This is a genomic window from Halomonas campaniensis, from assembly GCF_002211105.1.
Lineage (GTDB): Bacteria > Pseudomonadota > Gammaproteobacteria > Pseudomonadales > Halomonadaceae > Vreelandella > Vreelandella campaniensis_A.
The window spans coordinates 245,409-270,413 of record NZ_JPUA01000049.1 but is presented as its reverse complement, the minus strand read 5'-3'; the positions used below and the strand labels follow the sequence as shown (position 1 = coordinate 270,413).

Genomic DNA, 25,005 nt, shown 5'->3' with positions numbered 1-25,005 from the left:
ATGTACGTCTATCGCATCATGCTGTTTTTGGTGTTTGGTGGCTATCTGCTCTCTCCGCTACTGATGAATGGCTGGAGCGCCCCGGAGGCCGCCTGGTACCGGCCCTTTGCGATTTGGGGTGGTTTAATTGCGTTAACCCTCTGGCTGGAGCAGAAGAGGAAGCTTGATGAACGTTGAGATAGTCGGCGTCCTACTACTGGGGCTAGGCTACCTGGCGCTACTGTTTGGCTGCGGTTTTGCAGTAGAGCGCGGCTGGGTGCCGGTGCGCATTACCCGCCATCCGATTGTTTACACCCTTGCCCTGGGTGTTTACGCCAGTGCCTGGGCGATTTACGGCAGCGTGGAAATGGCTGCCCATGCCGGGTTTGGCTTCCTCGCCTACTACCTGGGCGCAGCGGGTGCCTTCTTGCTCGCCCCCGTGCTACTCGTGCCTATCCAGCGCATCACCCGCACCTATCAACTAACGTCGCTGGCGGATCTATTTGCCTTTCGCTTTCGCTCCCGCTGGGCGGGCACGCTGGTCACCCTGGTCAGTCTACTGGCAGTACTGCCCCTGCTCGGCATTCAGGTACAGACCCTCAGCGAAGCCATCAATATCATCACTGTCAGCCAAGCGGGGGGCAGCGTTGCACTGCTTTTTTGCGCGGTGATTGCCGCTTTCGCGGTGATTTTCGGCGCCCGCCACAGCCAGTCTCATGGCCGCCACGACACCCTGCTCAGCGCCATCGCGTTTGAATCGATTGTTAAGTTGCTGGCAATGCTGGGACTAGGGGCTGTTGCCATGTGGATGGTGTTTGACGGCCCCGGTGACTTACAGCGTTGGCTGGAAGGCCCTGGCGCAATCCTCCAACAACAGACGCCCAAACTTGACCCTGCTCAGTGGCGAACCCTGCTGCTGCTGTTTTTTGCCGCAGCCTTCATGATGCCGCATCTGTTTCATATTAGTTTTTCAGAAAGTCTATCGCGGCACACCCTGCTACAAGCAAGCTGGACGCTGCCGCTGTTTCTGCTGCTCATGGCGCTGCCCGTGCCACTGATTTGGTGGGCGGCACAATCGATCAACCCGGACATTCCCATCGCCGCTTATGCCGCCTACCTAATGACCGAGCACTGGTGGGTGGGCGCACTGGCGTTTATCGGCGGTCTAGCCGCCGCCAGCGGCACCATGATTATGATTGCGCTGGCGCTTTCTGGCATGGTGCTGAATCATATTGTGCTGGTAGCGAGGCCCCCGGAAGCGCGCAGTGATCTCTACGGCTGGTTGCTGTGGCTACGCCGTGGGCTCGTGGTCGCGGTGATTATCGGCGGCTGGGTGTTTTACCAATGGGTGGGGCGCCATCATGGCCTTATCGGCTTGGGGTTAGCCGCCTTTGTCGGCATGGCCCAGTGCCTGCCCGGTATGCTGGCACTGCTCTATTGGCCGGGAGCTAACCGTAAAGGCATGGTAATTGGCCTGATCGCAGGCGTCGGCGTGTGGCTATGGGGGCTATGGCTGCCGCTTATGTTCTCGCTCCCCGTGCCGACGCTCCCCATTACACCACTTACCGACACGGGTGCACCGGTTTGGTACAACGTTACGTTGCTATCGTTAGCGGTCAATATCCTGCTGCTGATTGTGATATCGCTGTTCACACGTATTTCTGAAGGTGAGCAGTCCGCCGCAGAGGCGTGCTCGGTGGATGCCGTTATCCGCTCCAAACGCTTTCCTCTGGAAGCCGCCACGGCCAGCGACTTTTCTACCCACTTAGCCCACGCACTCGGCGATGAGGCGGCTAGCCGCGAAGTGAACAGGGCCCTGCAAGCGCTCAACTTAACGCCCCAGGAGCGCCGCCCCTACGCCCTGCGCCGCTTGCGTGACCGAATTCAGGCAAATTTGTCTGGTTTGATGGGGCCTTCAGTAGCTCGGGATATCGTCGATCGCTACCTGCCCTACCGACATGACGACACCCCAGAAACCGACGATATTCACTTTGTCGAGAGTCGACTGGAAGCTTACCGCTCACGACTAACAGGGCTAGCCCGTGAGCTCGACGGCTTGCGCCGCCACCACCGGCAAACCCTGGCCTATCTGCCTGTAGGGCTATGCGTTCTGGGCGATGACGATGAGCTCTTGATGTGGAATCAGGCGCTCTCGCAGCTCTCAGGGATTAGCGGTGAAAGTGTGATCGGCTCACGCCGCGATAGCCTGCCAGCCCCCTGGCCCAGACTATTGGGCAGCGTGTTAGATGCCACGCCAGGCCCGCTCTACAAGCAAGCGGTGGCGCTGCACGGCCGAGACTACTTCCTGACCCTGCACAAAGCCATTCTCAGCGGCAATGACAGCCGTGGCGGCAGCGTCATCCTGATTGAAGACCACACCGAAATGAAGTGGCTGGAAGATGAGTTGGTGCATGCCGCGCGGCTCGCCTCTATCGGCCAGCTAGCCGCCGGGGTCGCCCATGAAATTGGTAATCCGATTACCGGCATCTCATCTCTGGCGCAAAATCTCCGCTACGACACCAACGATCCTGCCCTGCTGGAGACCGCCGACCAAATCCAGCAGCTCACTCAAAGGGTCACCAAAATCGTTAACTCACTGGTTGGCTTTGCCCATGGGGGGCGCCAGTCGGTGCCGCTGCCCGCCTCGCCGGTGGCGCTTGCATCGATTAGCGAAGACGCACTGCACTTGATCCATCTCGCCCGCTCGGGAGAGGATGTTATCCTAACCAATGAGACGCCCGACGATGTGGTGGTGCGTGGCGATGCCCAGCGATTAACGCAAGTGATGGTCAATCTGCTCAGTAATGCCAGGGATGCCTGTGGTCTGGGAGGAGAAGTTCACATTACCGCAGGATGCCAAGGGCAGCTTGCCTGGTGGCGGATAGTCGATAACGGTCAGGGCATCGACCCACGGGTACGCGACCACTTATTCGAGCCCTTTACCACCACCAAACCCGCCGGCGAGGGCACCGGCCTGGGCCTTTCTCTGGCCTACCAGATTATCAATGAGCACCAGGGTAAAATAGACGTGGCCTCGCCACCCCCGGGACAGCCTCGCGGCACGGCCATTACGCTATGGTTGCCGCTTTACCTACAGGATGATCAGCCAACCCATGCCCAGGATTCTGATTGTTGAAGATGAAGCGATTATTCGCAGCGCATTGAAGCGGCTGCTAGAACGCCACGACTATACGGTTAGCGAAGCCGCCAGTGCTGAAGAGGCCGGCCAGCTTGAGCTCACCGGTTTCGATCTCATTATTAGCGACCTGCGCCTACCGGGCGAACCGGGCACGACGCTGATCGCGGCAGCCGTGCCCGTACCGGTATTGATCATGACCAGTTATGCGAGCATGCGCTCGGCGGTAGAAGCACTCAAACTAGGCGCGGTGGACTATGTCGCTAAGCCCTTTGACCACGCGGAGCTGCTGGAAACCGTTGAGCGGATCCTGCATAAGCAGTCCATGCAACAGAGCCCTCCGCCGGATATCACCGATGCAGGCGGCAGCCGACAAACCATGATCGGCAACTGCGTCGCCATGCAGCAGGTCTACACCCGCATCAGTAAAACCGCCCCCGCCGATGTCACCGTACTGATTCTCGGCGAGTCCGGCACCGGTAAGGAACTGGTGGCACGCGCTATTCACCAGCAGAGCAAGCGCGCCAAGGCACCGCTGATCTGCGTCAACTGTGCGGCGATTCCTGAAACGCTGATCGAATCCGAGCTGTTTGGCCATGAGAAAGGCGCTTTTACCGGCGCCAGCGCTGCGCGCACTGGGTTAGTCGAAGCCGCTGATGGCGGCACGCTGTTTTTGGATGAGATTGGCGAGCTTCCGCTGGATGCCCAGGCACGCCTGCTCCGCGTTCTGCAAGAGGGAGAAATCCGCAAGATTGGCTCGGTAGAAACCCGCCACGTTAACGTCCGCCTAATTGCGGCCACTCACCGTGATCTGCGGGCACTGTCGAAAACCGGCGAGTTTCGTCTCGACCTTTACTACCGCCTGAACGTGATGCAGATTGAGCTGCCGCCTCTACGAGAGCGTGAGGATGACGTGCTTGAGATCGCCGACATCCTGCTCGACAAAGCGTGTAAACGTCACGAGCGCACGGGCCTGCGCCTATCCCGCGCAGCCCGCCAGGATCTGCGCGACTACCCATGGCCGGGCAATGTTCGCGAGCTGGAGAATGCCCTTGAGCGCGGGGTAATTCTTGCCGAAGGACATCTGATCCATCCGGATGATCTGGGACTGGCACCGGCTACCCCTCGTCCCCATACATCGCCCGTTAATGCCTCCGTTAGCAGTAGTAGCGGGGATAAAAACGCCGAAGAGAATGAAGACGACCTCTCTTTAGAAGATTACTTCCAGCACTTTGTGCTTGAGCACCAAGACCAAATGAGTGAGACCGAACTGGCACAAAAACTGGGTATTAGTCGTAAAAACCTCTGGGAGCGGCGCCAACGTTTGGGTATACCGCGCAAAAAAACTGCCCGGCGCCCAGGTTAAGCACCTGGGCATGACTACCCACTCCCCCTGCCATCCGCACTCTACGACCATAGTCTAATACACTGATTTAAATAAGAAATATCTCGCCTCTCACCACGTTTGCACTGTTACCTTCCCACACAACGCCGCGCACAAACGGCCACGAAAGGGGTAACACTTTGCGCATCGCAAAGTTCCTCAGCAACTTTAAAAACGCCAACCTTCTGAAATCTATAATTTATTCAATAGGTGGCACAGCGTCTGCAATATTACTGAGTAAGAAAAACAAACTGGGCATAGCGGTAGGTCACCAATAAAAACAACATGACCTCACCCCCACCTGAGCCACAACAAGAACAACAGGGCCAGGTAGAGATAACGGTACTAATAAAAACAACAGGCTTGAGTCTCATTACTTGCTTGCGCAGGCAACACAGGCGCAGCGAACAACAATAAAAGCAGCAAGTGGCCCGATAAGGACGCGACGTACAACGTGACTCGGCATCCTAACAACAACAATAGCTGTCATTGTGTACACCCCGGCGCCAATAATAATTCCCCGGGGGGAGAAAAGTTCGCGGTTGGATTATTGTTTTGAATACGAGGCGGTCGGAACTACCGTGCTCCTCACGCCTGCCGACTGCGGTGCGTATTCAGGGCGATGTGCCATCATGAAGAAAAATAGCAGCACGGACGCTGATTGATTGCTTAATAGGGGAGGCTCTCTTAGCCTCCCCTTTCCGTGTCTGTCCGTTATAAAACTCGATGCAAAAGGCTGTGAGCATCACGCGCTGGCGTCAAGTGCTTTGCAAGCCGCTCTTTGCAAGCCATAGAGGGTCGGCTACACTCAGCCATTCGTGGTTTATGTGCAGTACTCGTTTGAAGTGTTTTCTAACGACTATGTTTACGACCATTTTTTCGTACCCTGCGAGTTGAAATCGTCGCATGTTTAAAGGATTTACCCGTTTCCTACACAGCCCGGGGGAGCAATTGAAAACCTTGCTTGATCCCCAAGAGAGCAGCACCAGCGCCCTTACTCCGCGCAACATCCCTCGGTCCGAGCACCCTGTTTCTCGCCAGCATATTAGTGATGCCGCGTTAAAAGTGCTTTATCGCCTTAGCGGTGCAGGTTACGACGCCTATCTAGTGGGCGGCTGCATACGCGATGCGCTGCTTGGCAAGATGCCCAAGGATTTTGACGTCGCCACCAACGCCACTCCCGAACAGGTTCGCGATCTATTTCGTAATTCTCGCCTGATTGGCCGTCGTTTTCGGATTGTCCACGTACGCTTTGGCCGCGAGGTCATAGAGGTCACCACCTTCCGCGGCAAACCCCAAGACGAGCATGGCGATCACATTGCCCACCAGTCCGATGAAGGGTTACTGCTACGCGACAATGTATGGGGCAATATTGAAGAGGACGCGCTGCGCCGCGACTTCACCGTTAATGCGCTCTACTACAATATCGCCGATTTTAGCATCACCGACTTTGCCAATGGCGCCGAAGACATCAAGACCCGTACCCTGCGCCTGATTGGCGACCCGGCGACACGTTATCGCGAAGATCCGGTCAGAATGCTGCGGGCGGTGCGCTTTGCGGCTAAGCTCGACTTCACGCTAGACCCCGCCACCGAAGCGCCGATGTACGATCAGGCGCCGCTGCTGCTACAGATTCCCCCAGCGCGTCTATTCGATGAAGTGCTCAAGCTGTTTATGTCGGGCCATGGTTTGGTCACCTTCCGGCTACTCAGCCACTACGGCCTATTTGGTATGCTGTTCCCCGAGGCCGAAGAAGCCATGGCCGATGCCGCTTGGGCCGAAGAGCTGATTGAGCAGGCGCTAACCAACACGGATAAACGTATCGCCGAAGAACGCCCGGTTACCCCGGCCTTTCTATTGGCGGCGTTCTTATGGGCACCGGTCAAACATCGTCAGGAAGCGCTGGAGCAAGAGGGCATGCCCCCTATTCCCGCCCTGCAAGCAGCTGCTCAGCAGGTGGTCTCTCGTCAGTTAGAGTTCACCTCGATCCCCAAGCGCTTTGGCATTCCCATGCGGGAAATTTGGGAGTTACAGCAGCGTCTGCCCCAGCGGCGCGGTAAAAAGGCCTTTCAAACCCGGGAGCACCCGCGCTTCCGGGCCGGCTATGACCTGCTGCTGCTACGCGAACAGGCAGGCGAGATACCCAGTGGTTTAGGCGAGTGGTGGACGGCATTTCAGCGCGGCGATGAGCACGAACAGCGTCGCTTGCTGCAAAAAGTGGGTGGCGACCCCGCCAGCCAGGGTGATCGCCGTCGCAAACGGCGCCGTAAGCCGAGTGCACCAGAGTAGTGGGTGCGTCTTACCAGCTCGCCTATATCGGCTTGGGTAGCAATCTAGAGGCGCCCATCGAGCAGGTTCGCGAGGCCCTTAACGAGCTGGCAATGCTACCGCTAAGTCGATTGGTGGCAGCCTCATCGCTCTACGCTAGCCGCCCGGTGGGGCCGCAGGATCAGCCGGACTTTATCAACGCGGTGGCAGCGCTGGAGACACGCCTCTCGCCACTGGCACTGCTTGATCAGCTTCAGGCATTAGAGCAGCAGCATCGCCGCCGCCGCCAGCGCCACTGGGGGCCACGTACCCTCGACCTGGATCTACTGCTCTACGCCAACGACACTATCGACACGCCTAGGCTACGCGTCCCCCACCCGCAAATGACTGCCCGGGCCTTTGTACTGCTCCCCCTTGCCGAGATCGCCCCCTCTCTAGACCTTCTCAAACAGCCGCTATCCACATGGCTTGAGCAAGTTGAAAACCAAGGCTTGGAACGCTTATCTAACGCCTAGTGTGCGGCTAACGCTACCTTTTGACACAAATCTCGACACCGACACCCCATTCAGGTAACAATCACCGGTTACGCCACTTCGCGCATGCAGGGATGCAGCATCAATAATGGTCGGCTGCCTATGTCGCAGCGGCCTCACGTAAAACATGAGAGCACGCCATGAAAACCGTCACCCTAAGCACGCTGCAGGCCTATAAGCAGGCTGGCGAGACGTTCAGTTGCCTAACCGCTTACGATGCCTCCTTTGCCCACGCGGCAAGCCAGGCGGGCATCGATGTCCTGCTGGTCGGTGATTCGCTGGGCATGGTGCTACAGGGCCATAACAGCACTCTCCCCGTCACCATTGACGACATCGTTTACCACACCCGCTGCGCGGCACGTGGCAAAGGCCACAGCCTGCTGATGGTGGATCTGCCGTTTATGAGCAATGCCACCACCGAGCGCCTGTTGGAAGATGCCGGTGCCGTGATGCGCGCGGGAGCGGAACTGGTCAAGCTGGAAGGCGAAGCGTGGATGGCCGATGGCATTCGTGAACTTACCCGTCGCGGCGTACCGGTGTGTGCCCACCTGGGGTTAACCCCGCAAACCGTGCATCAGCTAGGTGGCTATAAAGTGCAAGGCCGCGATGCCGCTCATGCGGAACGCATCATTAATGACGCAAAAGTACTTGTCGAGGCAGGCGCTTCGGTGATTCTGCTCGAGTGCGTTCCTGCCAGCCTGGGCAAAGCGGTTACCGCTGCGCTGGATGTACCGGTGATCGGCATTGGCGCAGGGCCGGATACCGATGGCCAGATCCTGGTAATGCACGATGTGCTTGGCGTTACCCATGGCCGTACGCCGCGCTTTGTAAAAAACTTCATGGCTGAGGCTGATAGCATTCAAGCGGCTTTCCAGCATTACCACGAAGCCGTCAAAACCCGCGCCTTCCCGGCTCAAGAGCACTGTTTCTAAGCACCGTTTCTAAAAACCGCTTTTAACAGCCGTTTTAAGACAGCTCGACTATCGCCCATTTTTTGTTATTGACACGAAACGACTATGCGCACTTTGCGAGATATTGATCAGCTACGCAGCACGCTGCGAGATTACCGCCAACGGGGCCAGCGTATTGCCCTGGTACCCACCATGGGCAACCTACATGCCGGGCACCTGGCGCTGGTCGCCTGCGCGCGCCAGCACGCCGACATAGTGGTCGCAAGCCTGTTTGTCAATCCGATGCAGTTTGGCCCAGGCGAAGATTTAGACGGCTACCCGCGTACCTTTGATGCCGATCAAGCGCAGCTTATCGAGGCCGGTTGCGACGTGCTGTTCGCCCCGGCAGTCAGCTCGCTCTACCCCAACGGCTTGGACGCACAGACCCGCGTGCATGTGCCCGTGGTGGGTGAAGGGCTGTGCGGCGGCTCACGCCCCGGCCATTTCGACGGTGTCTCCACCGTGGTCAGCATGCTGTTTAATCTGGTACAGCCAGATGTCGCCTGCTTTGGGGAGAAGGATTACCAGCAGCTGGCGGTGATTCGTAAGCTGGTGTGCGACCTGCACATGCCTATCGAGATTATCGGCGTGCCCATCGTGCGCGCAGAAGATGGCTTGGCACTGTCATCACGCAACGGTTATTTAAGTAGCGAGGAGCGTGCAATCGCCCCTGCGCTTTATCGCACGCTGTGTACGCTTCGCGATGCGTTAGCGCGCGGAGAACCTATCGAAAAGGTACTACGCCAGGGCCATGCCGCGCTGTATGATGCGGGCTTTACGCTGGACTATCTGGAACTGCGCGATACCACGCTAGGCCCCATTAACCTAGCGACCCGCCATGCGGTACTGCTGGCCGCCGCCAAGCTGGGGCCGGCGCGATTAATCGACAACCTCACTGTCCAACTCCCGGCCAGCGCTGCCAGAGAATAAACAAACAACGGGTAACAATAGGAACTCACATGCATACCATCATGCTCAAAGCCAAGCTGCACATGGCACGCGTCACTCACGCGGTACTCAACTACGAAGGCTCCTGCGCCATCGACGGCGACCTGCTGGATATGGCGGGCATTCGTGAAAATGAACAGATCCAGATTTACAACGTCGAGAACGGCGAACGCTTCACCACTTACGCCATTCGCGGCGAGGAAGGCTCCAAGCTCATCTCGATCAACGGCGCTGCGGCCCACCTCGCCGCCCCTGGCCACCGGATCATTATCTGCAGCTACGCTCATTACTCCGAAGCCGAACTGGAAAAGCATCAACCCGCGCTGGTGTATCTGCAGGAAGGTAACCACGTCAGCCACACCAGCAATATTATCCCGGTACAGTTGGCCTGATCACAACTGGCCTAATCTTAGCGCCTCTAATGCTTTCTTCTGACGGGCCACATGTTGGCCCGTTTTTATTTGCCCATAAAGGTTTATTGCCGCAACGCATCACCATCCCCTATGCTGAAGAGACGGCTGATAGAGTACGAATAAAAGAGAACGGCTGACAGAGCAGGCCTATCGGGCATCTGGCATCAGACTGTCTGTTAATCACTTCAGGAGTCATTTTATGCAAGAAGTAGTCATTGTTGCGGCACGCCGCACCGCTGTGGGCGCTTTCGGTGGTTCCCTCGCAGGCATTCCCGCGAGCGACCTGGGCGCTCTGGTGATCAAGGATATCCTCGCCTCCACCGGCGTTGCTCCCGATCAAGTTGACGAAGTGCTACTGGGCCAGGTGCTCACCGCAGGCGTTGGCCAAAACCCAGCGCGACAAGCGGCCATCAAAGGCGGTCTGCCAGACTCGGTACCGGCCATGACCATCAACAAAGTGTGTGGCTCAGGGCTGAAAGCGCTGCATCTCGCCACTCAGGCCATTCGCTGCGGCGATGCCGAGCTGATTCTGGCCGGCGGCCAGGAGAATATGTCCGCTTCGCCCCACGTACTGCCCAATTCCCGCAACGGTCAGCGCATGGGCGATTGGAAAGCGATTGATTCCATGGTGCATGACGGCCTGTGGGACGCTTTTAACAACTACCATATGGGCATTACCGCCGAGAACTTAGCCGAAAAGTACGGCATCACCCGCGAAGCGATGGACGAGTTCGCCGCGGCGTCGCAGCAGAAAGCCGCTGCCGCCATCAAAGAAGGTAAGTTCAAAGGCCAGATCGTGCCGGTGGAAATTCCCCAGCGCAAAGGCGATCCGGTGGTATTCGATACCGACGAAAATCCCCGCGAAGTCACCGCGGAAAAACTTGGTGGTATGCGTCCCGCGTTTAAGAAAGACGGCACCGTTACCGCCGGTAACGCCTCGGCGCTTAACGACGGTGCGGCAGTGGTGATGCTTTGCTCCGCCGAAAAAGCCAAGCAGTTGGGGCTAGAGCCACTGGCACGTATAGCGGCGTACTCTAACGCTGGCGTTGACCCTGCCATTATGGGTATCGGCCCCGCACCGGCCACTCGCCGCTGCCTGGAAAAAGCCGGCTGGAGTCTGGATGACCTGGACTTGGTGGAAGCCAACGAAGCGTTTGCAGCCCAGGCGTTATCCGTCAACAAAGAGCTCGGCTGGGATACGTCTAAAGTGAACGTCAACGGTGGCGCGATCGCCCTAGGCCACCCCATTGGTGCCTCAGGCTGCCGCGTACTGGTCACGCTGCTCCACGAAATGATCGCCCGCGACGCCAAGAAAGGTCTCGCGACGCTGTGCATCGGCGGCGGACAGGGTGTAGCCTTGGCTATCGAGCGGCCTTAACAACCGACCCTTCGCTCGCTTAGCTAAGAATTAATATAAGCCCTCGTCACTTGACGAGGGCTTTTTCCGTTCGGGATACACAAATTTCCTGACCTTGTTTTACAAACATCATCATTACCGGGCTAAGTGGCACTAGTCGCCATTGGTCTCTGACGCGACAAGAGAAAATCGTTGTTGAGTCACCCATCGCCCCTCAGTATTCACGATCAACGCAAAACTGTTGCAGTAACACTGAATCGCTCTCTGTTTCGCCATCAACAAACGCACCTCATCTTCTATTCGTTCGAGTGCCTCTGGCTTACTCTCTCTGGCGACGGTGAGGTGAGGTATGCTGCCCGTATGGAGACCACCGTAGGGTGGGTAGTCTGGGAAGGCATCGACGAATGCTTTAATCAGCGAGATAAAAGGAGCGCTAGGGCTTGGCTGAAGATACACCGTGTCCGTGAATCGTCCCACACCCGATAGCCAAAACTCAAAAGCCGTGGTTTGTTTAGCAATCGCTTTAAGCTTGCGAAGATCTTTCTCGACAATCTCGTTAGGTGATACAAAGGGATAAAGTAGCGTTATGTGCGCGGGCACGCCTATAGCCGCTGTGGCATCATAACGCTGACGAAGCTCGCCAACCACGGGTTCGGCTTCGCGAACAGGAACGATCAAGGCCGCTTGCGGTGCCACTCGGGTCATGTGCACAGCGTCCAGTTAGGCCAGCCCGCAGGGCTGTTAGCGTGAATACCCCGCTCGCAGGCAGCAAGCGCCGCGGTGGCGCCAATAGCAAACGAGGATGGGAAAACGGGATCATGGCCAGTCAACGTGATCTTATCCAAAGCCTCCGTCGGCAGACCACCCAGTGACCAGAGCGCGGTCAGTGCATTGCGTGCAGTCATCGTATGGAAACTCATGCTAAAGCCTCCAACAACGCCCACCCCTGAGGCCACTCCCCTAACTGACTTGCGGCGTTGATATGCCCGCAGGCGCCCACGTCAACAAAGTCGGCTTGCCATGCCGCAGCCTGCTGCCGTGCATAGATCGTCGTCGCATAGGGGTCGTCACTGCTGGCGACAACCAGCGCTGGAAATGGCAGCGGTCGAGCAGGAGCATTGCGGAAATCGCTCGCTTCGGGTGGGAAAGCCTTTGCGCCAGGGTCAGGTACTGCCACCAGCAACGCGCCGCTTACCTGCGCCACTCGATGAGCTCTCTCCTCGCTACTGTTGACCTCCTGAACCCAGTGCGCCACCAGCAGGCACGCAAGACTGTGAGCAACGAGCAACACCGGCGCCTCAGCTTCATCAATGGCGGTGTCCAATGCCTGCAGCCAATCGGTGAGATTCGGCTCATCCCAGGAGCCAGGCTGAAAACGGAGGCTATTAGGCCGTTTTAGCGCCCATAGTGACTGCCAGTGGTCAGCATCAGAATTGCCAAGACCGGGCAGAAATAGCAGTTGGGTCGCTGGCTTGTTAGTTGTCATCGCAGGTCTCCTTACGCGGTCGATAGCGCAGCTCGCCAGGAAAAGTCGTGGGCGGATTACCGGTGCGCAGCCACTCCACGGCAAGTGGCCAGAGCACGTCGCGAAAGCGCTTATGGAAAAAAGCGAAATGACCGATGCTTGGCTGGCCCACCGCCGTTGGCGCTAGCCGCAGGTGATAGCGTTCGCTACGACTGTAATACTCGAGAAGGCGATCAAGCGCGGGACGAGTGCCGAAAGGGTCATCGTCAATGCCCAGCGCCAAAATCGGTGCCTGCACACGCGTGAAGCCCCGCACCAGCATCTCAGCTTCGGGCTTGCCCTCAGGTGTTTCACGTTTACGCCGCACGTTGTGCTCAAAGCGCGGCCCCATTCGCGCCCAATCCAGTGCTACGCCTTTGGGTGTATCTTCCATCCACCCCAGACGCTTGGCGGGTACGTAGCCGACCAAAAGTGCCAACAGCGGCATCGCTAGATGCCAACGCAAGAACATAGATCGCCGAGCCTCGGGGGCGTAGTCCCGCCAGTAGGCATACTGTGCGCCCATGGTGAAGATGCGACGCACGTGATGGGCGGACTGGGCAAGGCCAATCACGAAACCGCCCGCAGAGTGACCCACCACATCGATAGGTTGACCAGGAAAACGCCTGGCGACGTAGCGCAGAACGCCTTCAAAATCATGCTGCCCCCAGTCGATCCAGTCGGCCTTGAGCTTGCGCAGCGAATGGTGGCGCGAATCGCCGATTCCCCGGTAGTCGTAGGTCACTACGTCCCACCCTTGCTGATACAAATAATCAGCAAAGGGCATGTAATAGCGACAGCGCACCGAGGTGGCGGTATTTATGATCACCACGGGGCCAGGGTGAGACGACGAATCACACTGTCGGCGCCATACCCACCCACGCAGCGCATAACTATCCGCCGCGCTGATATAGATGGGCTCAGGCATCAATGTTCTGTCGCCTTGCAGCTATACCGTTCGTAGCCTCAGTGACGGTAGCATGAAAGTCCGCAATCAGTTGCTGGGTAACAGGCCCAACGGGCCATTCGGTCTTCGTCTTATCTTCCACCAATGCCACAACCGGCTGAAGCTCGACCGAGGTGCCGGCAGTCAACACTTCGGTTGCAGCACGCAGTTCCTCGAGTGTAACCGCTCGCTCCTCTACCGGAAGGCCTCTCTGGCGTGCCAAATCCAACAAATAGCGCTTGGTGATGCCATCAAGAAAACAGGTCGGTAGTGGGGTTACCAGTACGCCATCACTGACCAAAAGCAGATTAGTGGCTGTCGTTTCAGCGACTAAGCCGTCGCTATCCAGCAGTAACGCATCATCACAGCCCGCTGCCATGGCCGCATGGCGGGCTAGCGTGCCGATCATATACAATCCAGAACACTTAGAGGCAGTAGGCGCCGTATTAGGGGGCGGGCGTCGCCAGTGGGCCAACTGCAGCCGAATACCTGCCTCTGCCCGCCCCTGGGACGCCGCCGTAGGCCAATCCCAAGCGGCAATCGCCACATGGACACGTGCTTGAGGCGCCGCGATAGACACACTATCCGCGCCACGCCAGGCGATAGGGCGGATATACGCATCGGTTAGCTGATTGGCCCATAGCACCGCGTCAATCGCTTGGCTGAGCTCGCGGTGCGACCAGGGCAGCCGATAGTCCAGTAGTGCGGCGGAACGCTCTAAACGCTCCAAGTGCGCGTCACCCAGAAAAACACGCCGCCCGTAGGCACGCATGCCTTCGAATACCGCTCCCCCATGTGTAACGCATGGCTAAGCACGTGCAGGCGCGCCTCACGCCAAGGAAGCAGCTCACCATCGAGCCAGATCAACCCATCTCGGTCATCAAGAGCGTTTAGCATGACACCCACCCAGTAGCAGATTATCGATATCGTCAGTCTGTCCTCAGTATGTTTTAAAAACGAGTGAGTAAATCTCAAACTGGGCTGAGTTTTGCTCAGCGATTTTTACAGCGTGGTCAGCGCGGCTTCTTGTATGATCTGTTTATCAACCTTCGAGGGTGGGGGTAGCGATTATGCGGATTCCTGTGCCATTAAATGCTCTACGCGCTTTTGAGGCGACGGCGCGGCATCTTTCCATCAAGGAAGCGGCCATGGAGCTTTCGGTCACTCCTTCGGCCGTCAGTCACCAACTGCGCATACTGGAGGAGTTGTTTGGCGTCGTGCTTTTGCGCCGAACAGGAACGCGTCTTGAGCTTACCGACGCGGGGCACAAGCTAACACCTTACCTGCAACAAGGCTTTACGCAGATTGCCAAGGGGGTTGACTCACTTCGCCAAAAACGCCGTGACGGGCCGCTACGTCTCAACATGTTACCTACATTTGCAACCAACTGGCTGTCGCCGCGGTTAAGCCTGTATCCCTTCGAGCGGCGTGGATTCTCGCTTGAGATATCCACTACGCAGGATGAGGTAGACCTTGCCGCGGGGGTGGCCGATGTGGGCATCTGGTACGGCAACGGGCATTGGCCGGAATTACAGGCCGATCTCCTCTTTGAAGCAACCATCGATCTTTATGCCCGTCCAGGCTTTGCTACCGGCTCCCATCGCGATCGCCTTGACCGTGTCAGCCAGGCCAATCTGTTTGTCTCCCGCCACTGCCTGACATGGCAACGCTGGATGGAGAGCCTTCCCGGCGGCCCCTTCAAACCCGCCGTGGTCACGCAGGTGGATTCCGGCGGATTAACCCTGCAGGCCGCCGCCGATGGGGTGGGTGTATCGATAGTGGTCTGCGAGCTGGCCGATAGCGCCGTGCGATTGGGGCGACTAACGTCGGTATTCGAACATCCAGTCAACGCAGATGTTGGTTTCTGGTTAGTCTACCCAGATGCACTGCGCGAGGATCGCCGTTTGGATAATTTGCGTAGTTGGCTGCGCGAGCAGCCAACATAGCCAGATACTTGCGCATTATTTATCGCTCACTTAACGACGCTTCTCCCCCACGATGCGTGACGGTGTTCGCCAGACCAACAGCGCCCCCAACAGAAATAACCCTGATGCGGCCCACATAGCAATGGGCAGGCTAGTGCCATCGACCAAGCGTCCCCCTAGCATAGCCCCCAGGCCAATGGACATATTGAAGGTAAACGCCATCAACGCTGTGGCGGCTTCGGTGTTGGGAGCTGTGCGTATAATCCAGGTTTGAATGCTGACCGATACGCTGCCAAACACCGCGCCCCACATCATGAGCAACATGACGCCGCTGCTCGGCTGAACACCCAGCAGCGGGAACACGGCGACGACGATAAGCAACAGGCTGGGAATCGCCAGCACCGCGCGGTAGGGGTGCCGCCCGGCAAACATACCCGCCGCAATATTGCCCGCAATACCTGCCGCCCCGTAAAGCAGCAGCAGGCTGCTCACATGGCGTTGGGAAATACCGCTGATCTCTTGCAGGATGGGGCTAATAAAGGTGTAGGCAGCAAAGTGGCCAACCACCACAAAAGCCGTGGTTAACACCGCCACCCGCACGCCTCGATTTGTAAACTGCTGGGCGAGTACTTTAAGCCGCACCGGCTCTCTTGGCGGTAACGGCGGTAGCCAACACCACAGCGCAACGGCCGTTAACAGGCTTAGCCCTCCCAGCGCCCCAAAGGCCACCCGCCAGTTGCTTAGATCCCCCAGCAGCGTACCCAGTGGCACACCCAGCACCGAGGCCGCCGCAACGCCACCAAAAATCATCGTCATCGCTTTTGGCACCTGAGCCTCCGGCACTAGGCGTGGGGCAATGCTGCCCGCCACCGCCCAAAAGCCACCAATGCTAAGCCCCACCAGCACGCGAGCGGCGAGCAGCAGGATAAAGCTGCTGGCCAATGCCGAGAGCACACTCCCGGCCACCATTACGGCCATCAATGCCGTGAGCATAATGCGCCGATCCAAGCGCCCCACCGCGACCGGCAGCAGCGGGGCTGAAAAGGCAGCGACCACGCCGGGCACGGTGACCATTAAGCCTGCCATGCCGGGGGTAACACCCATGCTTGATGCTACCTGGGAAAGTAACCCAATCGGCAGCTGCTCTGCGGTTACCAGTAAAAAAATGCCGATCATCACGGCGACCACCGCCCACCATCGCGGCGCTTGTTGCTGCTCCATCTGCTGCTCCCTGACTGTCTAAATCCCGGCGAACAAAGCTAATATACCTAACCAAAAAACAGTATCTTTTAAAAAATACCTAGTAAAAACAGTATCTAGAAAAAACAGTACCTAGCAAAAACAAAGCCCCCGCAGCCAGAGGCTACGAGGGCGGTATCAGAAACCTAGCTAGCGATTTAAATCGTCGCTTCGGTTTCCGCTACTTCCGCGGCAAAAGCGGCTTTCTCTTCTTCGGTGATCTCTTTCATCGACAGCTTCACACGGTTGCGGTTATCGATATCAAGCACCTTAACGATCACGTCATCGCCTTCATTCAAGAAGTCGCGCACGTTATTAACACGCTCGGCTACGATCTGTGAGATGTGAACCAGACCATCGGTACCCGGCATGATGTTCACGAAGGCGCCGAAGTCAGCAATCCGCACGACCTTGCCGTGATACAGCTTGCCGATTTCCGCTTCAGCGGTAATCGCCAATACGGTGTCGATGGCGCGCTTGGCGGCGGCTTTATCTTCCGCATAGATACGCACGGTGCCATCATCGTCGAGATCAATAGAGGCGCCGGTGTCTTCGCAGATTTTACGAATGGTTGCGCCACCTTTACCAATGACGTCACGGATCTTGTCCGGATCGATTTTGATCGTCGCCATGGACGGGGCGTTGTCGGAGACATCGCTACGGCTCTGGCTGATAACGACATTCATCTGCTCGAGAATACTCAGCCGCGCAGCCAGTGCTTGCTGCAGCGCGAGCTCCATAATCTCTTCATTGATGCCTTCGATCTTGATATCCATCTGCAGGGCGGTAATGCCCTCTTCAGAACCAGCAACTTTAAAGTCCATATCGCCAAGGTGATCTTCATCACCCAGGATATCAGTCAATACCGCAAAACCGTCATCGTCTTTCACCAGACCCATGGCGATACCGGCGACCGGTGCTTTCAACGGCACGCCTGCATCCATCAAGGCCAGCGAAGAGCCGCACACAGAAGCCATTGAGCTTGAGCCATTGGACTCGGTAATTTCAGACACCACACGAATGGTGTAAGGGAAAGCGTCTTCGGATGGCAGCATCGCCTGGACGCCACGACGCGCCAAGCGACCATGACCGATTTCACGACGTTTCGGGCCACCCATAAAGCCCGCTTCGCCTACCGAGAAGGGAGGGAAGTTGTAGTGCAGCATAAAGCGGTCTTTACGCTCGCCTTCCAGGGATTCGATCAGTTGGGAATCACGCAGGGTACCCAGCGTCGCCACGGCAATCGCCTGGGTCTCCCCACGGGTAAAGATGGCGGAACCGTGGGCTTTTGGCAGCACCCCGACTTCGATCGCCAGCGGGCGAACGGTCTGGTTGTCACGACCGTCAATACGCGGCTCGCCTTTGACAACCCGTGAACGCACCACGCGTTTTTCCAGGCCCGCAAAAGCACCTTTCACTTCGTCGCGACTGAATTTGTCATTCACCGGCTCGCCTTCGTCGGCAGCCAGTAGCTCAATCGCCTGCTCTTTCAACTCAGCCAGCGCATCCTGACGCTGCATTTTGTCGGTAATGCGGTAAGCATCGCCCACTTTCGCTTCAAAGGCATCGGCCATGGCGGCTTTCAGCGCCTGGTTCTCTTCAGCAGCCTGCCACTCCCAACGCGGCTTGCCCGCTTCGGCAACCAGCTCGTTGATCGCCGTAATGGCAACCTGCATCTCTTCGTGCGCGAACAGTACGGCGCCCAGCATTTCGTCTTCGAGCAGCTCTTTGGCCTCGGACTCAACCATCAGCACGGCTTTTTCAGTACCGGCGACAACCATGTCGAGCTCAGAGGTGGCCAGTTCTTCAACCGTTGGGTTGAGGAAGTAACCTTTCTCTTCGTTAAAACCAACCCGGGCAGCGCCAATCGGGCCACTAAACGGTACGCCAGAGATACTCAGCGCCGCCGAGGTGCCAAGCAAAGCGGCGATATCCGGATCGTGGTTGCGGTCGGTGGAGAGAACGGTACAGACGACCTGCACTTCGTTCATAAAGCCTTTGGGAAACAGCGGACGAATCGGGCGGTCAATCAGCCGCGAGGTCAGCGTCTCTTTCTCAGTGGGGCGCCCTTCGCGCTTGAAGAAGCCGCCGGGAATCTTGCCCACTGCGTAGGTTTTCTCTTGGTAGTGTACCGAGAGGGGGAAAAAGGGTTGGCTCGGGTTAGCCTCTTTACGAGCAACCACGGTACACAGTACAACGGTGTCATCCATGGTAACCATGACAGCGCCGGTGGCCTGGCGAGCAATACGCCCGGTTTCGAGCGTGACGGTGCTACGACCGTACTGGAACGTTTTCTTTACCGGATTCACAGCGACTTCCTTCAGCATTATCAATATCTACTTGTCTATTCGTTTAGGTCGTTTTGACTCGTAACCATTCTAGGCGCTGGAGCGCCATAGGGCTACCAGTTCTCTATTTGCTGTCAACAGGAAACATAAAAAAACGGGCAGCCCACAAGGAGCTGCCCGCTTCTAATCGTTGCCGTTAACGCTTAACGACGCAGACCCAGACGCTGAATCAGGGACTGATAGCGTTCGAAATCTTTACGCTTTAGGTAGTCCAGCAGCTTACGACGCTGGTTAACCATGCGGATCAGACCACGACGAGAGTGGTGATCCTGCTTGTTGGTCTTGAAGTGATCCTGCAGGCCATTGATGTTGGCGCTCAGCAGTGCAACCTGCACTTCAGGGGAACCGGTATCGTTATCGCCGCGGCCGTATTCGGTGACGATCTCGGCCTTCTTCTCAGCGGTTAAAGCCATCTGTATCTCCAGTAAGCAATATGCCTAAAAATGAATGGGTGAGACCACGCATATTTGCAGTCTCAAGCTACTATTTTGCGTCTTGCATCTTACTATTTTCACGTAGGCTGCGGCTTCCTTGCAACTAGCCTTACGAGATAGCGACAGTACTTAACAGTCGCTTTGGTGCCACTTCCTGGGCACCTTTCACTACGCCAAGGCCGATAAACGTCTCGGCGTAATAAAGTCGGGCTACTTCGTCCGGGGCTAATGCGCCGGTTTCGAGAGCAGCGGGCTGGCCGTGGGCCAAACGAGAATGGGCGGTGTCGTCTACCGCCAGTAACGGCAAATGATCCACCAGCACATCCACGGGCATAAGCTCAGCTTCCAGTGCCGCTTGGTCGGCCAATGCTTCCAAGGCTTCTAACGTCCACATCGCGTCGGCTAAAAAGGGCCCCGTTTTGAGCCTTCGTAGTTGACTGATGTGGGCGCCACAGCCAAGCGCTTGGCCAATATCTTCGGCTAACGTGCGGATGTAAGTGCCTTTACTGCAGCTTACTTCCAGCTCGAAAGCAGTGCCTTCAAACGCTAGCAGGCGCGCATCATACACGCTTACGCGCCGGGCTGCACGCTCTACCTGCTTGCCTTCACGGGCCAACTCGTAAAGTTTTTTGCCGTTATGCTTTAAGGCCGAGTACATCGGCGGCACTTGGTCAATCTCACCACGAAAACGGCTGAGCACAGCTTCCACGTCATCGACGCTTAGGCTAGGAACCTCATGCTGCTCCATTACCGTACCTTCCGCATCGCCGGTATCGGTGATCACCCCCAGTTCAACCCGGGTGCGGTACACCTTGTCGGCTTCCAGCAAGTGCGACGAGAACTTGGTCGCTTCTCCCAGGCAAATCGGCAATAAGCCGGTTGCCATCGGGTCTAGCGTACCGGTGTGCCCGGCTTTTTGGGCCTGGAACAGCCGACGGACTCGCTGCAGCGCATGGTTGCTGGAAACGCCCTTGGGCTTATCCAGCAGAAGTACGCCATTGACCGGCAAACCGCGACGTTGACGCGCCACTAGCGAGTCTCCTCACTCTGCTCGGCATCGCTGTCACCCTCATCGTCTTGATAGCGTGCACGATCCGTCGTCACCGCCTCATCAATCAATGAAGAGAGTTGCTGACCGCGCACCACGCTCTCATCGAAATGAAAACGCAGCTCCGGTACGTGACGTAGCTTGATGCGCTTGGCAATCTGGCTTCTTAGAAAACCGGCAGCGCGCTTAAGCACCTGCAGATTCTCTTTAATACGCTCGGGCTCTTGCTCACCCAACAAAGTGACATAGACATCGGAGTAGCCAAGGTCACGGCTAACGGTGACACCGCTGACCGTGACCATGCCCAAACGTGGGTCTTTCACTTCACGTTGAATAAGCACCGCCAGCTCCTTTTGGAGCTGGTCGGCTACCCGGTCGGTACGCTTAAATTCGCGCATGTTTAGCTCCTCGCAGCCTTACAGGCTACGCTCGACCTTCACTTGGTCGAAGACTTCGATCTTATCGCCGACTTGGACATCGTTGTAGTTCTTCACGCCGATGCCACACTCCATGCCGTTGCGCACTTCCTGCACATCGTCTTTGAAGCGGCGCAGCGATTCGAGCTCGCCTTCGTAGATCACCACGTCATCACGCAACACGCGGATCTTCTTATTACGGTGCACGCTGCCTTCAACCACCATACAGCCGGCGATGGCACCAATCTTCGGCGCCCGGAACACATCGCGCACTTCGGCAATACCGACGATCTCTTCTTTCCACTCAGGTGCGAGCATACCGCTCATCGCCTGTTTGACCTCGTCGATCAGCTGGTAAATAACGCTGTAGTAACGCAGATCCAGGCCTTCACGCTCAACGATCTCGCGGGCAGCGGCGTCAGCGCGGACGTTAAAGCCGACGACGATGGCTTCCGACGCAAGCGCCAGGTTGGCATCGGTACCGGTGATACCACCCACACCCGAAGAGACCACGGCGACTTCAACTTCACCGGTGGAGAGCTCTTCCAGAGCGCCTTTGATCGCTTCCAGCGAGCCTTGAACGTCGGCTTTGAGGACGATGTTGACCTTGGCCACTTCGTCTTGGCCCATCTGGCTGAACATGTTCTCCAGCTTGGCCTTCTGCTGACGCGCCAGGCGCACTTCGCGGTATTTGCCTTGACGGAAGTTAGCCACTTCGCGGGCTTTCTTCTCGTCGGCAACGACCATGAAGTCATCACCGGCATCCGGCGTACCGCCCAAGCCTTGAATCTCAACCGGCATGGCCGGGCCAACCGCATCGACTTGCTGGGCAAGTTCGTTGGTCAGCGCACGTACACGACCGTAGTGCAGACCAGCCAGGACGATATCGCCCTTTTTCAGCGTACCGTTTTGAACCAGTACGGTAGCGACCGGGCCGCGGCCTTTATCAAGGCGCGATTCAACCACCACGCCTTTACCGGGCGCAGACGGTACGGCTTTAAGCTCAAGCACTTCAGAGACCAGCTGGATCGCTTCCAACAGCTCTTCGATGCCTTCACCGGTCTTGGCGGAAACGTGAACAAACTGAGTATCACCGCCCCACTCTTCGGAGATCACGCCGTGCTGCGAAAGCTCGTTCTTGATGCGATCAAGATCGATACCATCTTTATCGATCTTGTTGACCGCGACCACCATGGGTACTTCAGCGGCTTTAGAGTGCTCAATCGCTTCAATGGTTTGCGGCATCACGCCGTCATCCGCCGCAACGACCAGGATTACCACGTCGGTCGCCTTGGCACCGCGGGCACGCATGGCGGTAAACGCCGCGTGGCCTGGGGTATCCAGGAAGGTGACGCCACCGTGGTTATCTTCCACGTGGTAGGCACCGATATGCTGGGTAATACCACCCGCTTCACCGGTCGCCACTTTCGCTTTACGGATATAATCCAGCAGCGAGGTTTTACCGTGGTCAACGTGACCCATCACCGTAACAACGGGTGAACGGGTAATCTCTTCGCCTTCATAGGAGATGCCTTCGAGCATTTCCGTTTCCAGCGCGTCATCCTTCACCAGCTTCGGCGTATGGCCCATCTCTTCCACCACGATCGCAGCGGTATCCTGATCGATGGTTTGGTTGATGGTCACCGCAGCGCCCATGTTAAACATGGCCTTGATGACTTCGTTGGCCTTGATCGACATTTTGTCGGCCAATTCCGCCACGCTGATCGACTCAGGGATCGACACTTCACGCACGATGGGCTGAGTTGGCTTCTGGAAAGCGTGCTTACCATTGCCGCTCTGGTTGCCACCACGGCGACCACCGCGACGCTGCTCGGCACGTTTCACCTTCTTGCCGCTACCGCGTTTGCGCTCTTCACGATCACCACGATCTTCATCGTCGCGGCGACCTTTGTTCTTCGCTGCCGTCTTCTTGGGCGGAGCGGTACGACGGTCAGTGCGGCCCTCTTTCGGCGGCGCTGGCGGCATATCGTCACCGGAAGGCGTGTCGTCGATCTCAAGATCGGGCACGGGGATATCCGGCGTTGCAGGCGCTTTTTCAGCTTTTGGCTTGGCCTCAGCCGGCTTCTTCGCGGCGGCCTCTTTCTTGATCGCCGCCTCTTCAGCTTCCTTAGCTGCCTGGGCCTTCTGCGCAGCCGCCTTTTCTTCAGCTGCACGCGCATCGCTTACTTTACGCTCAGCTTCGGCTTCCGCCATATCGCCCACTAGCTGGCGCGGGCCGGTGTAGCTAGGCTCCGGCGCTTTCGGCTTTTCCTCTTCAGCGCTTTTGACGTAAGTCTTTTTCTTACGTACCTGCACTTCGATGGTTTTACCGCGCTCGCCGGTATTGATACGGCTACGGGTTTTGCGTGTCAGCGTGATGCGGTTTTTGCCCGCTTCAGCGGTGTCGCTACCACCGTGGCTCTTCTTCAAAAAACTCAGCAGCTTCTGCTTATCTTCTTCAGACACGGCATCACTTTCAGAAGCGTGCTTTAAACCCGCTTCTTTCATTTGTTCTAGTAGGCGGGGCACATCACGGCCCACCTTTCCTGCGAAATCTTTAACTGTCATATCTGACATATTGACCCTCCTCAGCCCGTGACCTGTTTACTGTGTGTTCGAATCCGATGCGTCATCGACTTCAAACCAGGGCGCACGGGCAGTCATGATCAGTGCCGCTGCGCGCGCTTCGTCCAACTCCTCGATATCGACCAGATCGTCGACAGACTGCTCGGCGAGATCTTCCATAGTGACAATGCCGCGGCTGGCGAGAATGAAGGCCAGGTGGCGCTCCATGCCATCCATCTCCAGCAGATCAGCTGCTGGCTGGGCACCGTCTAGCGCTTCTTCCGAGGCAATGGCCATCGTCAGCAGCTCGTCTTTCGCCCGTGCGCGTAGCTGCTCTACCAAATCTTCATCGAACTCTTCGATTTCGAGCATCTCTTCCATCGGCACGTAGGCGACTTCTTCCAGGGTAGTGAACCCCTCTTCCACCAACAGGCGAGCGACATCTTCATCCACATCAAGGTGCTGGATAAAAGAGTCCACCAGGCTATCAATCTCTTGATCGCGCTTAGACTCCGCTTCCTCTTCGGTCATGACATTAATTCGCCAGCCGGTAAGCTCAGAAGCCAAACGCACGTTCTGCCCACTCCGACCAATGGCCTGAGCAAGGTTGTCCTGCGCCACCGCCACATCCATTGCGTGGGCGTCTTCGTCCACAAGGATAGACCCAACATCGGCAGGCGCCATGGCGTTAATCACCAATTGTGCAGGGTTGTCGTCCCACAGCACGATATCGACACGTTCGTTTTGCAGCTCCGAAGAGACCGCCTGAACGCGCGAACCGCGCATACCCACACAGGCACCCACCGGATCGATGCGGCGATCATTGGTTTTCACCGCAATTTTCGCGCGTGAACCGGGGTCACGTGCAGCGCCTTTGATCTCAATCAACTGCTCTGCGATCTCTGGCACTTCAATTTTGAACAGCTCGATGATCAGCTCGGGACACGTCCGCGATAGCTGCAGCTGAGCACCGCGTGCGTCTGGATCCACTTTGACCAACAGGGCACGTACCCGCTCGTTCATGCGGTAACGCTCGCCGTGAATCATTTCATTGCGCGGCAGGAACGCCTCAGCGTTTTCGCCCAAATCAATGATCAGGCCATCACGGGTGGTCTTTTTAACAATGCCAGCCACCAGCTCGCCTTCGCGATCGGCATATTGGCGTACCACCTCGGCCCGCTCGGCTTCGCGCACTTTTTGTACGATGACCTGCTTGGCGGTTTGTGCAGCGATACGGCCAAACGAGGCATTTTCGATGCTTTTTTCCACCACATCGCCCAATTTCAGCGGTGGATCGCGCTGTTCGGCAATGCTCTGTTTAATTTCGTAATCTGGCGTTTCGAATTCGTCATCTTCCACCACCGTCCAGGTGCGGAAGGTTTCGTATTCGCCAGTGCGACGGTCAATATGCACGCGCACATTGGCTTCTTCTCTTTCAAAACGCTTGCGTGACGCGCTCGCAAGAGCGGCTTCTACCGCCTCGAAGATGACATCACGCGGGACGCCCTTCTCATTGGAGATCGCGTCAACGACCATTAAAATTTCTTTACTCATGCGTATGCCTCGCCAGAAAACCTATCCTTATGTGCATCACCCCGGCAGCCTGCCGGCA

Annotated in this window: 22 protein-coding genes; 10 read left to right on the top strand and 12 right to left on the bottom strand. The window is 57.2% G+C overall.

All coding sequences use genetic code 11. The features are described from left to right. The 9 genes from JI62_RS22710 to JI62_RS22060 all read left to right on the top strand — a co-directional run bounded on the left by JI62_RS22710 (position 1) and on the right by JI62_RS22060 (position 10,989). The gene (locus tag JI62_RS22710) at positions 1 to 177 is read left to right on the top strand and encodes a hypothetical protein (RefSeq protein WP_170938617.1); all 177 of its coding nucleotides are present in this window, start codon (positions 1 to 3) and stop codon (positions 175 to 177) included. Beyond that, on the top strand, positions 167 to 3,115 hold the full coding sequence (locus JI62_RS22095) for an ATP-binding protein (RefSeq protein ID WP_088702209.1): 2,949 nt from the start codon (positions 167 to 169) through the stop codon (positions 3,113 to 3,115). Before JI62_RS22710 ends, JI62_RS22095 begins: the two co-directional genes overlap by 11 nt. Further along, complete coding sequence (locus JI62_RS22090) at positions 3,093 to 4,481, top strand: sigma-54-dependent transcriptional regulator (RefSeq protein ID WP_088702208.1); 1,389 nt, start codon at positions 3,093 to 3,095, stop codon at positions 4,479 to 4,481. The genes JI62_RS22095 and JI62_RS22090 overlap by 23 nt, the downstream gene beginning before the upstream one ends. Positions 4,482 to 5,405: 924 nt before the next feature. After that, on the top strand, positions 5,406 to 6,788 hold the full coding sequence (gene pcnB / locus JI62_RS22085; RefSeq protein ID WP_088702207.1) for a polynucleotide adenylyltransferase PcnB: 1,383 nt from the start codon (positions 5,406 to 5,408) through the stop codon (positions 6,786 to 6,788). After that, complete coding sequence (folK, locus tag JI62_RS22080) at positions 6,788 to 7,282, top strand: 2-amino-4-hydroxy-6-hydroxymethyldihydropteridine diphosphokinase (protein ID WP_088702206.1); 495 nt, start codon at positions 6,788 to 6,790, stop codon at positions 7,280 to 7,282. The genes pcnB and folK overlap by 1 nt, the downstream gene beginning before the upstream one ends. A gap of 158 nt (positions 7,283 to 7,440) precedes the next feature. Further along, a complete protein-coding gene (gene panB, locus JI62_RS22075; RefSeq protein ID WP_088702205.1) occupies positions 7,441 to 8,232 on the top strand; it encodes a 3-methyl-2-oxobutanoate hydroxymethyltransferase in 792 nt (263 codons plus the stop codon). A gap of 84 nt (positions 8,233 to 8,316) precedes the next feature. Beyond that, the gene (gene panC, locus JI62_RS22070; protein WP_088702204.1) at positions 8,317 to 9,180 is read left to right on the top strand and encodes a pantoate--beta-alanine ligase; all 864 of its coding nucleotides are present in this window, start codon (positions 8,317 to 8,319) and stop codon (positions 9,178 to 9,180) included. Between the two features lie 29 nt (positions 9,181 to 9,209). Then, entirely contained in the window at positions 9,210 to 9,590 is a 381-nt protein-coding gene (panD, locus tag JI62_RS22065) for an aspartate 1-decarboxylase (RefSeq protein WP_088702203.1), read from the top strand. 220 nt (positions 9,591 to 9,810) lie between these two features. Beyond that, positions 9,811 to 10,989, top strand: coding sequence for an acetyl-CoA C-acetyltransferase (locus tag JI62_RS22060; RefSeq protein ID WP_088702202.1), 1,179 nt, complete (start codon positions 9,811 to 9,813; stop codon positions 10,987 to 10,989). 132 nt (positions 10,990 to 11,121) lie between these two features. On the opposite strand, the gene JI62_RS22055 is transcribed toward JI62_RS22060, so the two are convergent. From JI62_RS22055 to JI62_RS22035, 5 genes are read right to left on the bottom strand one after another with little or no spacing between them, the layout of a single operon-like run. Continuing rightward, a complete protein-coding gene (locus tag JI62_RS22055; protein WP_088702201.1) occupies positions 11,122 to 11,673 on the bottom strand; it encodes a 2'-5' RNA ligase family protein in 552 nt (183 codons plus the stop codon). Further along, positions 11,670 to 11,888: a hypothetical protein gene (locus JI62_RS22050; RefSeq protein ID WP_088702200.1), complete on the bottom strand. Its 219-nt coding sequence runs from the start codon at positions 11,886 to 11,888 to the stop codon at positions 11,670 to 11,672. The genes JI62_RS22055 and JI62_RS22050 overlap by 4 nt, the downstream gene beginning before the upstream one ends. Further along, positions 11,885 to 12,454, bottom strand: coding sequence for an RBBP9/YdeN family alpha/beta hydrolase (locus JI62_RS22045; protein ID WP_088702199.1), 570 nt, complete (start codon positions 12,452 to 12,454; stop codon positions 11,885 to 11,887). The genes JI62_RS22050 and JI62_RS22045 overlap by 4 nt, the downstream gene beginning before the upstream one ends. Further along, positions 12,444 to 13,400, bottom strand: a complete 957-nt coding sequence (locus JI62_RS22040; RefSeq protein WP_088702198.1) for an alpha/beta hydrolase family protein — start codon at positions 13,398 to 13,400, stop codon at positions 12,444 to 12,446. The genes JI62_RS22045 and JI62_RS22040 overlap by 11 nt, the downstream gene beginning before the upstream one ends. Further along, positions 13,393 to 14,190, bottom strand: coding sequence for an aminotransferase class IV (locus JI62_RS22035; RefSeq protein ID WP_240513331.1), 798 nt, complete (start codon positions 14,188 to 14,190; stop codon positions 13,393 to 13,395). Before JI62_RS22035 ends, JI62_RS22040 begins: the two co-directional genes overlap by 8 nt. A gap of 298 nt (positions 14,191 to 14,488) precedes the next feature. On the opposite strand from JI62_RS22035, the gene JI62_RS22030 reads away from it, so the two are divergent. Next, positions 14,489 to 15,364 (top strand): LysR substrate-binding domain-containing protein, encoded by an 876-nt coding sequence (locus JI62_RS22030; protein WP_088702197.1) that lies wholly within the window; start codon positions 14,489 to 14,491, stop codon positions 15,362 to 15,364. Positions 15,365 to 15,394: 30 nt separating this feature from the next. Here JI62_RS22030 and JI62_RS22025 read toward each other — a convergent pair whose 3' ends face one another. From JI62_RS22025 to nusA, 7 genes are all read right to left on the bottom strand, one after another. Then, the gene (locus tag JI62_RS22025) at positions 15,395 to 16,564 is read right to left on the bottom strand and encodes an MFS transporter (RefSeq protein ID WP_088702196.1); all 1,170 of its coding nucleotides are present in this window, start codon (positions 16,562 to 16,564) and stop codon (positions 15,395 to 15,397) included. A 176-nt stretch (positions 16,565 to 16,740) separates the two neighbouring features. Next, positions 16,741 to 18,909 carry a polyribonucleotide nucleotidyltransferase gene (gene pnp / locus JI62_RS22020; protein ID WP_088702195.1) on the bottom strand — a complete coding sequence of 723 codons (2,169 nt, stop codon included), beginning with the start codon at positions 18,907 to 18,909 and terminating at the stop codon, positions 16,741 to 16,743. 164 nt (positions 18,910 to 19,073) lie between these two features. Continuing rightward, positions 19,074 to 19,343: a 30S ribosomal protein S15 gene (gene rpsO, locus JI62_RS22015; protein WP_007111823.1), complete on the bottom strand. Its 270-nt coding sequence runs from the start codon at positions 19,341 to 19,343 to the stop codon at positions 19,074 to 19,076. A gap of 130 nt (positions 19,344 to 19,473) precedes the next feature. Next, positions 19,474 to 20,394: a tRNA pseudouridine(55) synthase TruB gene (truB, locus tag JI62_RS22010; RefSeq protein ID WP_088702194.1), complete on the bottom strand. Its 921-nt coding sequence runs from the start codon at positions 20,392 to 20,394 to the stop codon at positions 19,474 to 19,476. Then, positions 20,394 to 20,810, bottom strand: coding sequence for a 30S ribosome-binding factor RbfA (gene rbfA, locus JI62_RS22005; RefSeq protein WP_088702193.1), 417 nt, complete (start codon positions 20,808 to 20,810; stop codon positions 20,394 to 20,396). The genes truB and rbfA overlap by 1 nt, the downstream gene beginning before the upstream one ends. A gap of 18 nt (positions 20,811 to 20,828) precedes the next feature. Beyond that, entirely contained in the window at positions 20,829 to 23,405 is a 2,577-nt protein-coding gene (infB, locus tag JI62_RS22000) for a translation initiation factor IF-2 (RefSeq protein ID WP_088702192.1), read from the bottom strand. Positions 23,406 to 23,432: 27 nt separating this feature from the next. Beyond that, positions 23,433 to 24,947 carry a transcription termination factor NusA gene (nusA, locus tag JI62_RS21995; RefSeq protein WP_088702191.1) on the bottom strand — a complete coding sequence of 505 codons (1,515 nt, stop codon included), beginning with the start codon at positions 24,945 to 24,947 and terminating at the stop codon, positions 23,433 to 23,435. Between the last annotated feature and the right edge of the window lie 58 nt (positions 24,948 to 25,005).

What these genes read in the sequence shown, in the direction of transcription:
- JI62_RS22710 (WP_170938617.1), top strand. Translation starts at nt 1, where the DNA reads ATGTACGTCTATCGCATCATGCTGTTTTTGGTGTTTGGTGGCTATCTG.
- JI62_RS22095 (WP_088702209.1), top strand. Translation starts at nt 167, where the DNA reads ATGAACGTTGAGATAGTCGGCGTCCTACTACTGGGGCTAGGCTACCTG.
- JI62_RS22090 (WP_088702208.1), top strand. Translation starts at nt 3,093, where the DNA reads ATGCCCAGGATTCTGATTGTTGAAGATGAAGCGATTATTCGCAGCGCA.
- pcnB (WP_088702207.1), top strand. Translation starts at nt 5,406, where the DNA reads ATGTTTAAAGGATTTACCCGTTTCCTACACAGCCCGGGGGAGCAATTG.
- panB (WP_088702205.1), top strand. Translation starts at nt 7,441, where the DNA reads ATGAAAACCGTCACCCTAAGCACGCTGCAGGCCTATAAGCAGGCTGGC.
- panC (WP_088702204.1), top strand. Translation starts at nt 8,317, where the DNA reads ATGCGCACTTTGCGAGATATTGATCAGCTACGCAGCACGCTGCGAGAT.
- panD (WP_088702203.1), top strand. Translation starts at nt 9,210, where the DNA reads ATGCATACCATCATGCTCAAAGCCAAGCTGCACATGGCACGCGTCACT.
- JI62_RS22060 (WP_088702202.1), top strand. Translation starts at nt 9,811, where the DNA reads ATGCAAGAAGTAGTCATTGTTGCGGCACGCCGCACCGCTGTGGGCGCT.
- JI62_RS22055 (WP_088702201.1), bottom strand. Translation starts at nt 11,673, where the DNA reads ATGACCCGAGTGGCACCGCAAGCGGCCTTGATCGTTCCTGTTCGCGAA.
- JI62_RS22050 (WP_088702200.1), bottom strand. Translation starts at nt 11,888, where the DNA reads ATGAGTTTCCATACGATGACTGCACGCAATGCACTGACCGCGCTCTGG.
- JI62_RS22045 (WP_088702199.1), bottom strand. Translation starts at nt 12,454, where the DNA reads ATGACAACTAACAAGCCAGCGACCCAACTGCTATTTCTGCCCGGTCTT.
- JI62_RS22040 (WP_088702198.1), bottom strand. Translation starts at nt 13,400, where the DNA reads ATGCCTGAGCCCATCTATATCAGCGCGGCGGATAGTTATGCGCTGCGT.
- JI62_RS22035 (WP_240513331.1), bottom strand. Translation starts at nt 14,190, where the DNA reads ATGCGTGCCTACGGGCGGCGTGTTTTTCTGGGTGACGCGCACTTGGAG.
- JI62_RS22030 (WP_088702197.1), top strand. Translation starts at nt 14,489, where the DNA reads ATGCGGATTCCTGTGCCATTAAATGCTCTACGCGCTTTTGAGGCGACG.
- JI62_RS22025 (WP_088702196.1), bottom strand. Translation starts at nt 16,564, where the DNA reads ATGGAGCAGCAACAAGCGCCGCGATGGTGGGCGGTGGTCGCCGTGATG.
- pnp (WP_088702195.1), bottom strand. Translation starts at nt 18,909, where the DNA reads ATGCTGAAGGAAGTCGCTGTGAATCCGGTAAAGAAAACGTTCCAGTAC.
- rpsO (WP_007111823.1), bottom strand. Translation starts at nt 19,343, where the DNA reads ATGGCTTTAACCGCTGAGAAGAAGGCCGAGATCGTCACCGAATACGGC.
- rbfA (WP_088702193.1), bottom strand. Translation starts at nt 20,810, where the DNA reads ATGCGCGAATTTAAGCGTACCGACCGGGTAGCCGACCAGCTCCAAAAG.
- infB (WP_088702192.1), bottom strand. Translation starts at nt 23,405, where the DNA reads ATGTCAGATATGACAGTTAAAGATTTCGCAGGAAAGGTGGGCCGTGAT.
- nusA (WP_088702191.1), bottom strand. Translation starts at nt 24,947, where the DNA reads ATGAGTAAAGAAATTTTAATGGTCGTTGACGCGATCTCCAATGAGAAG.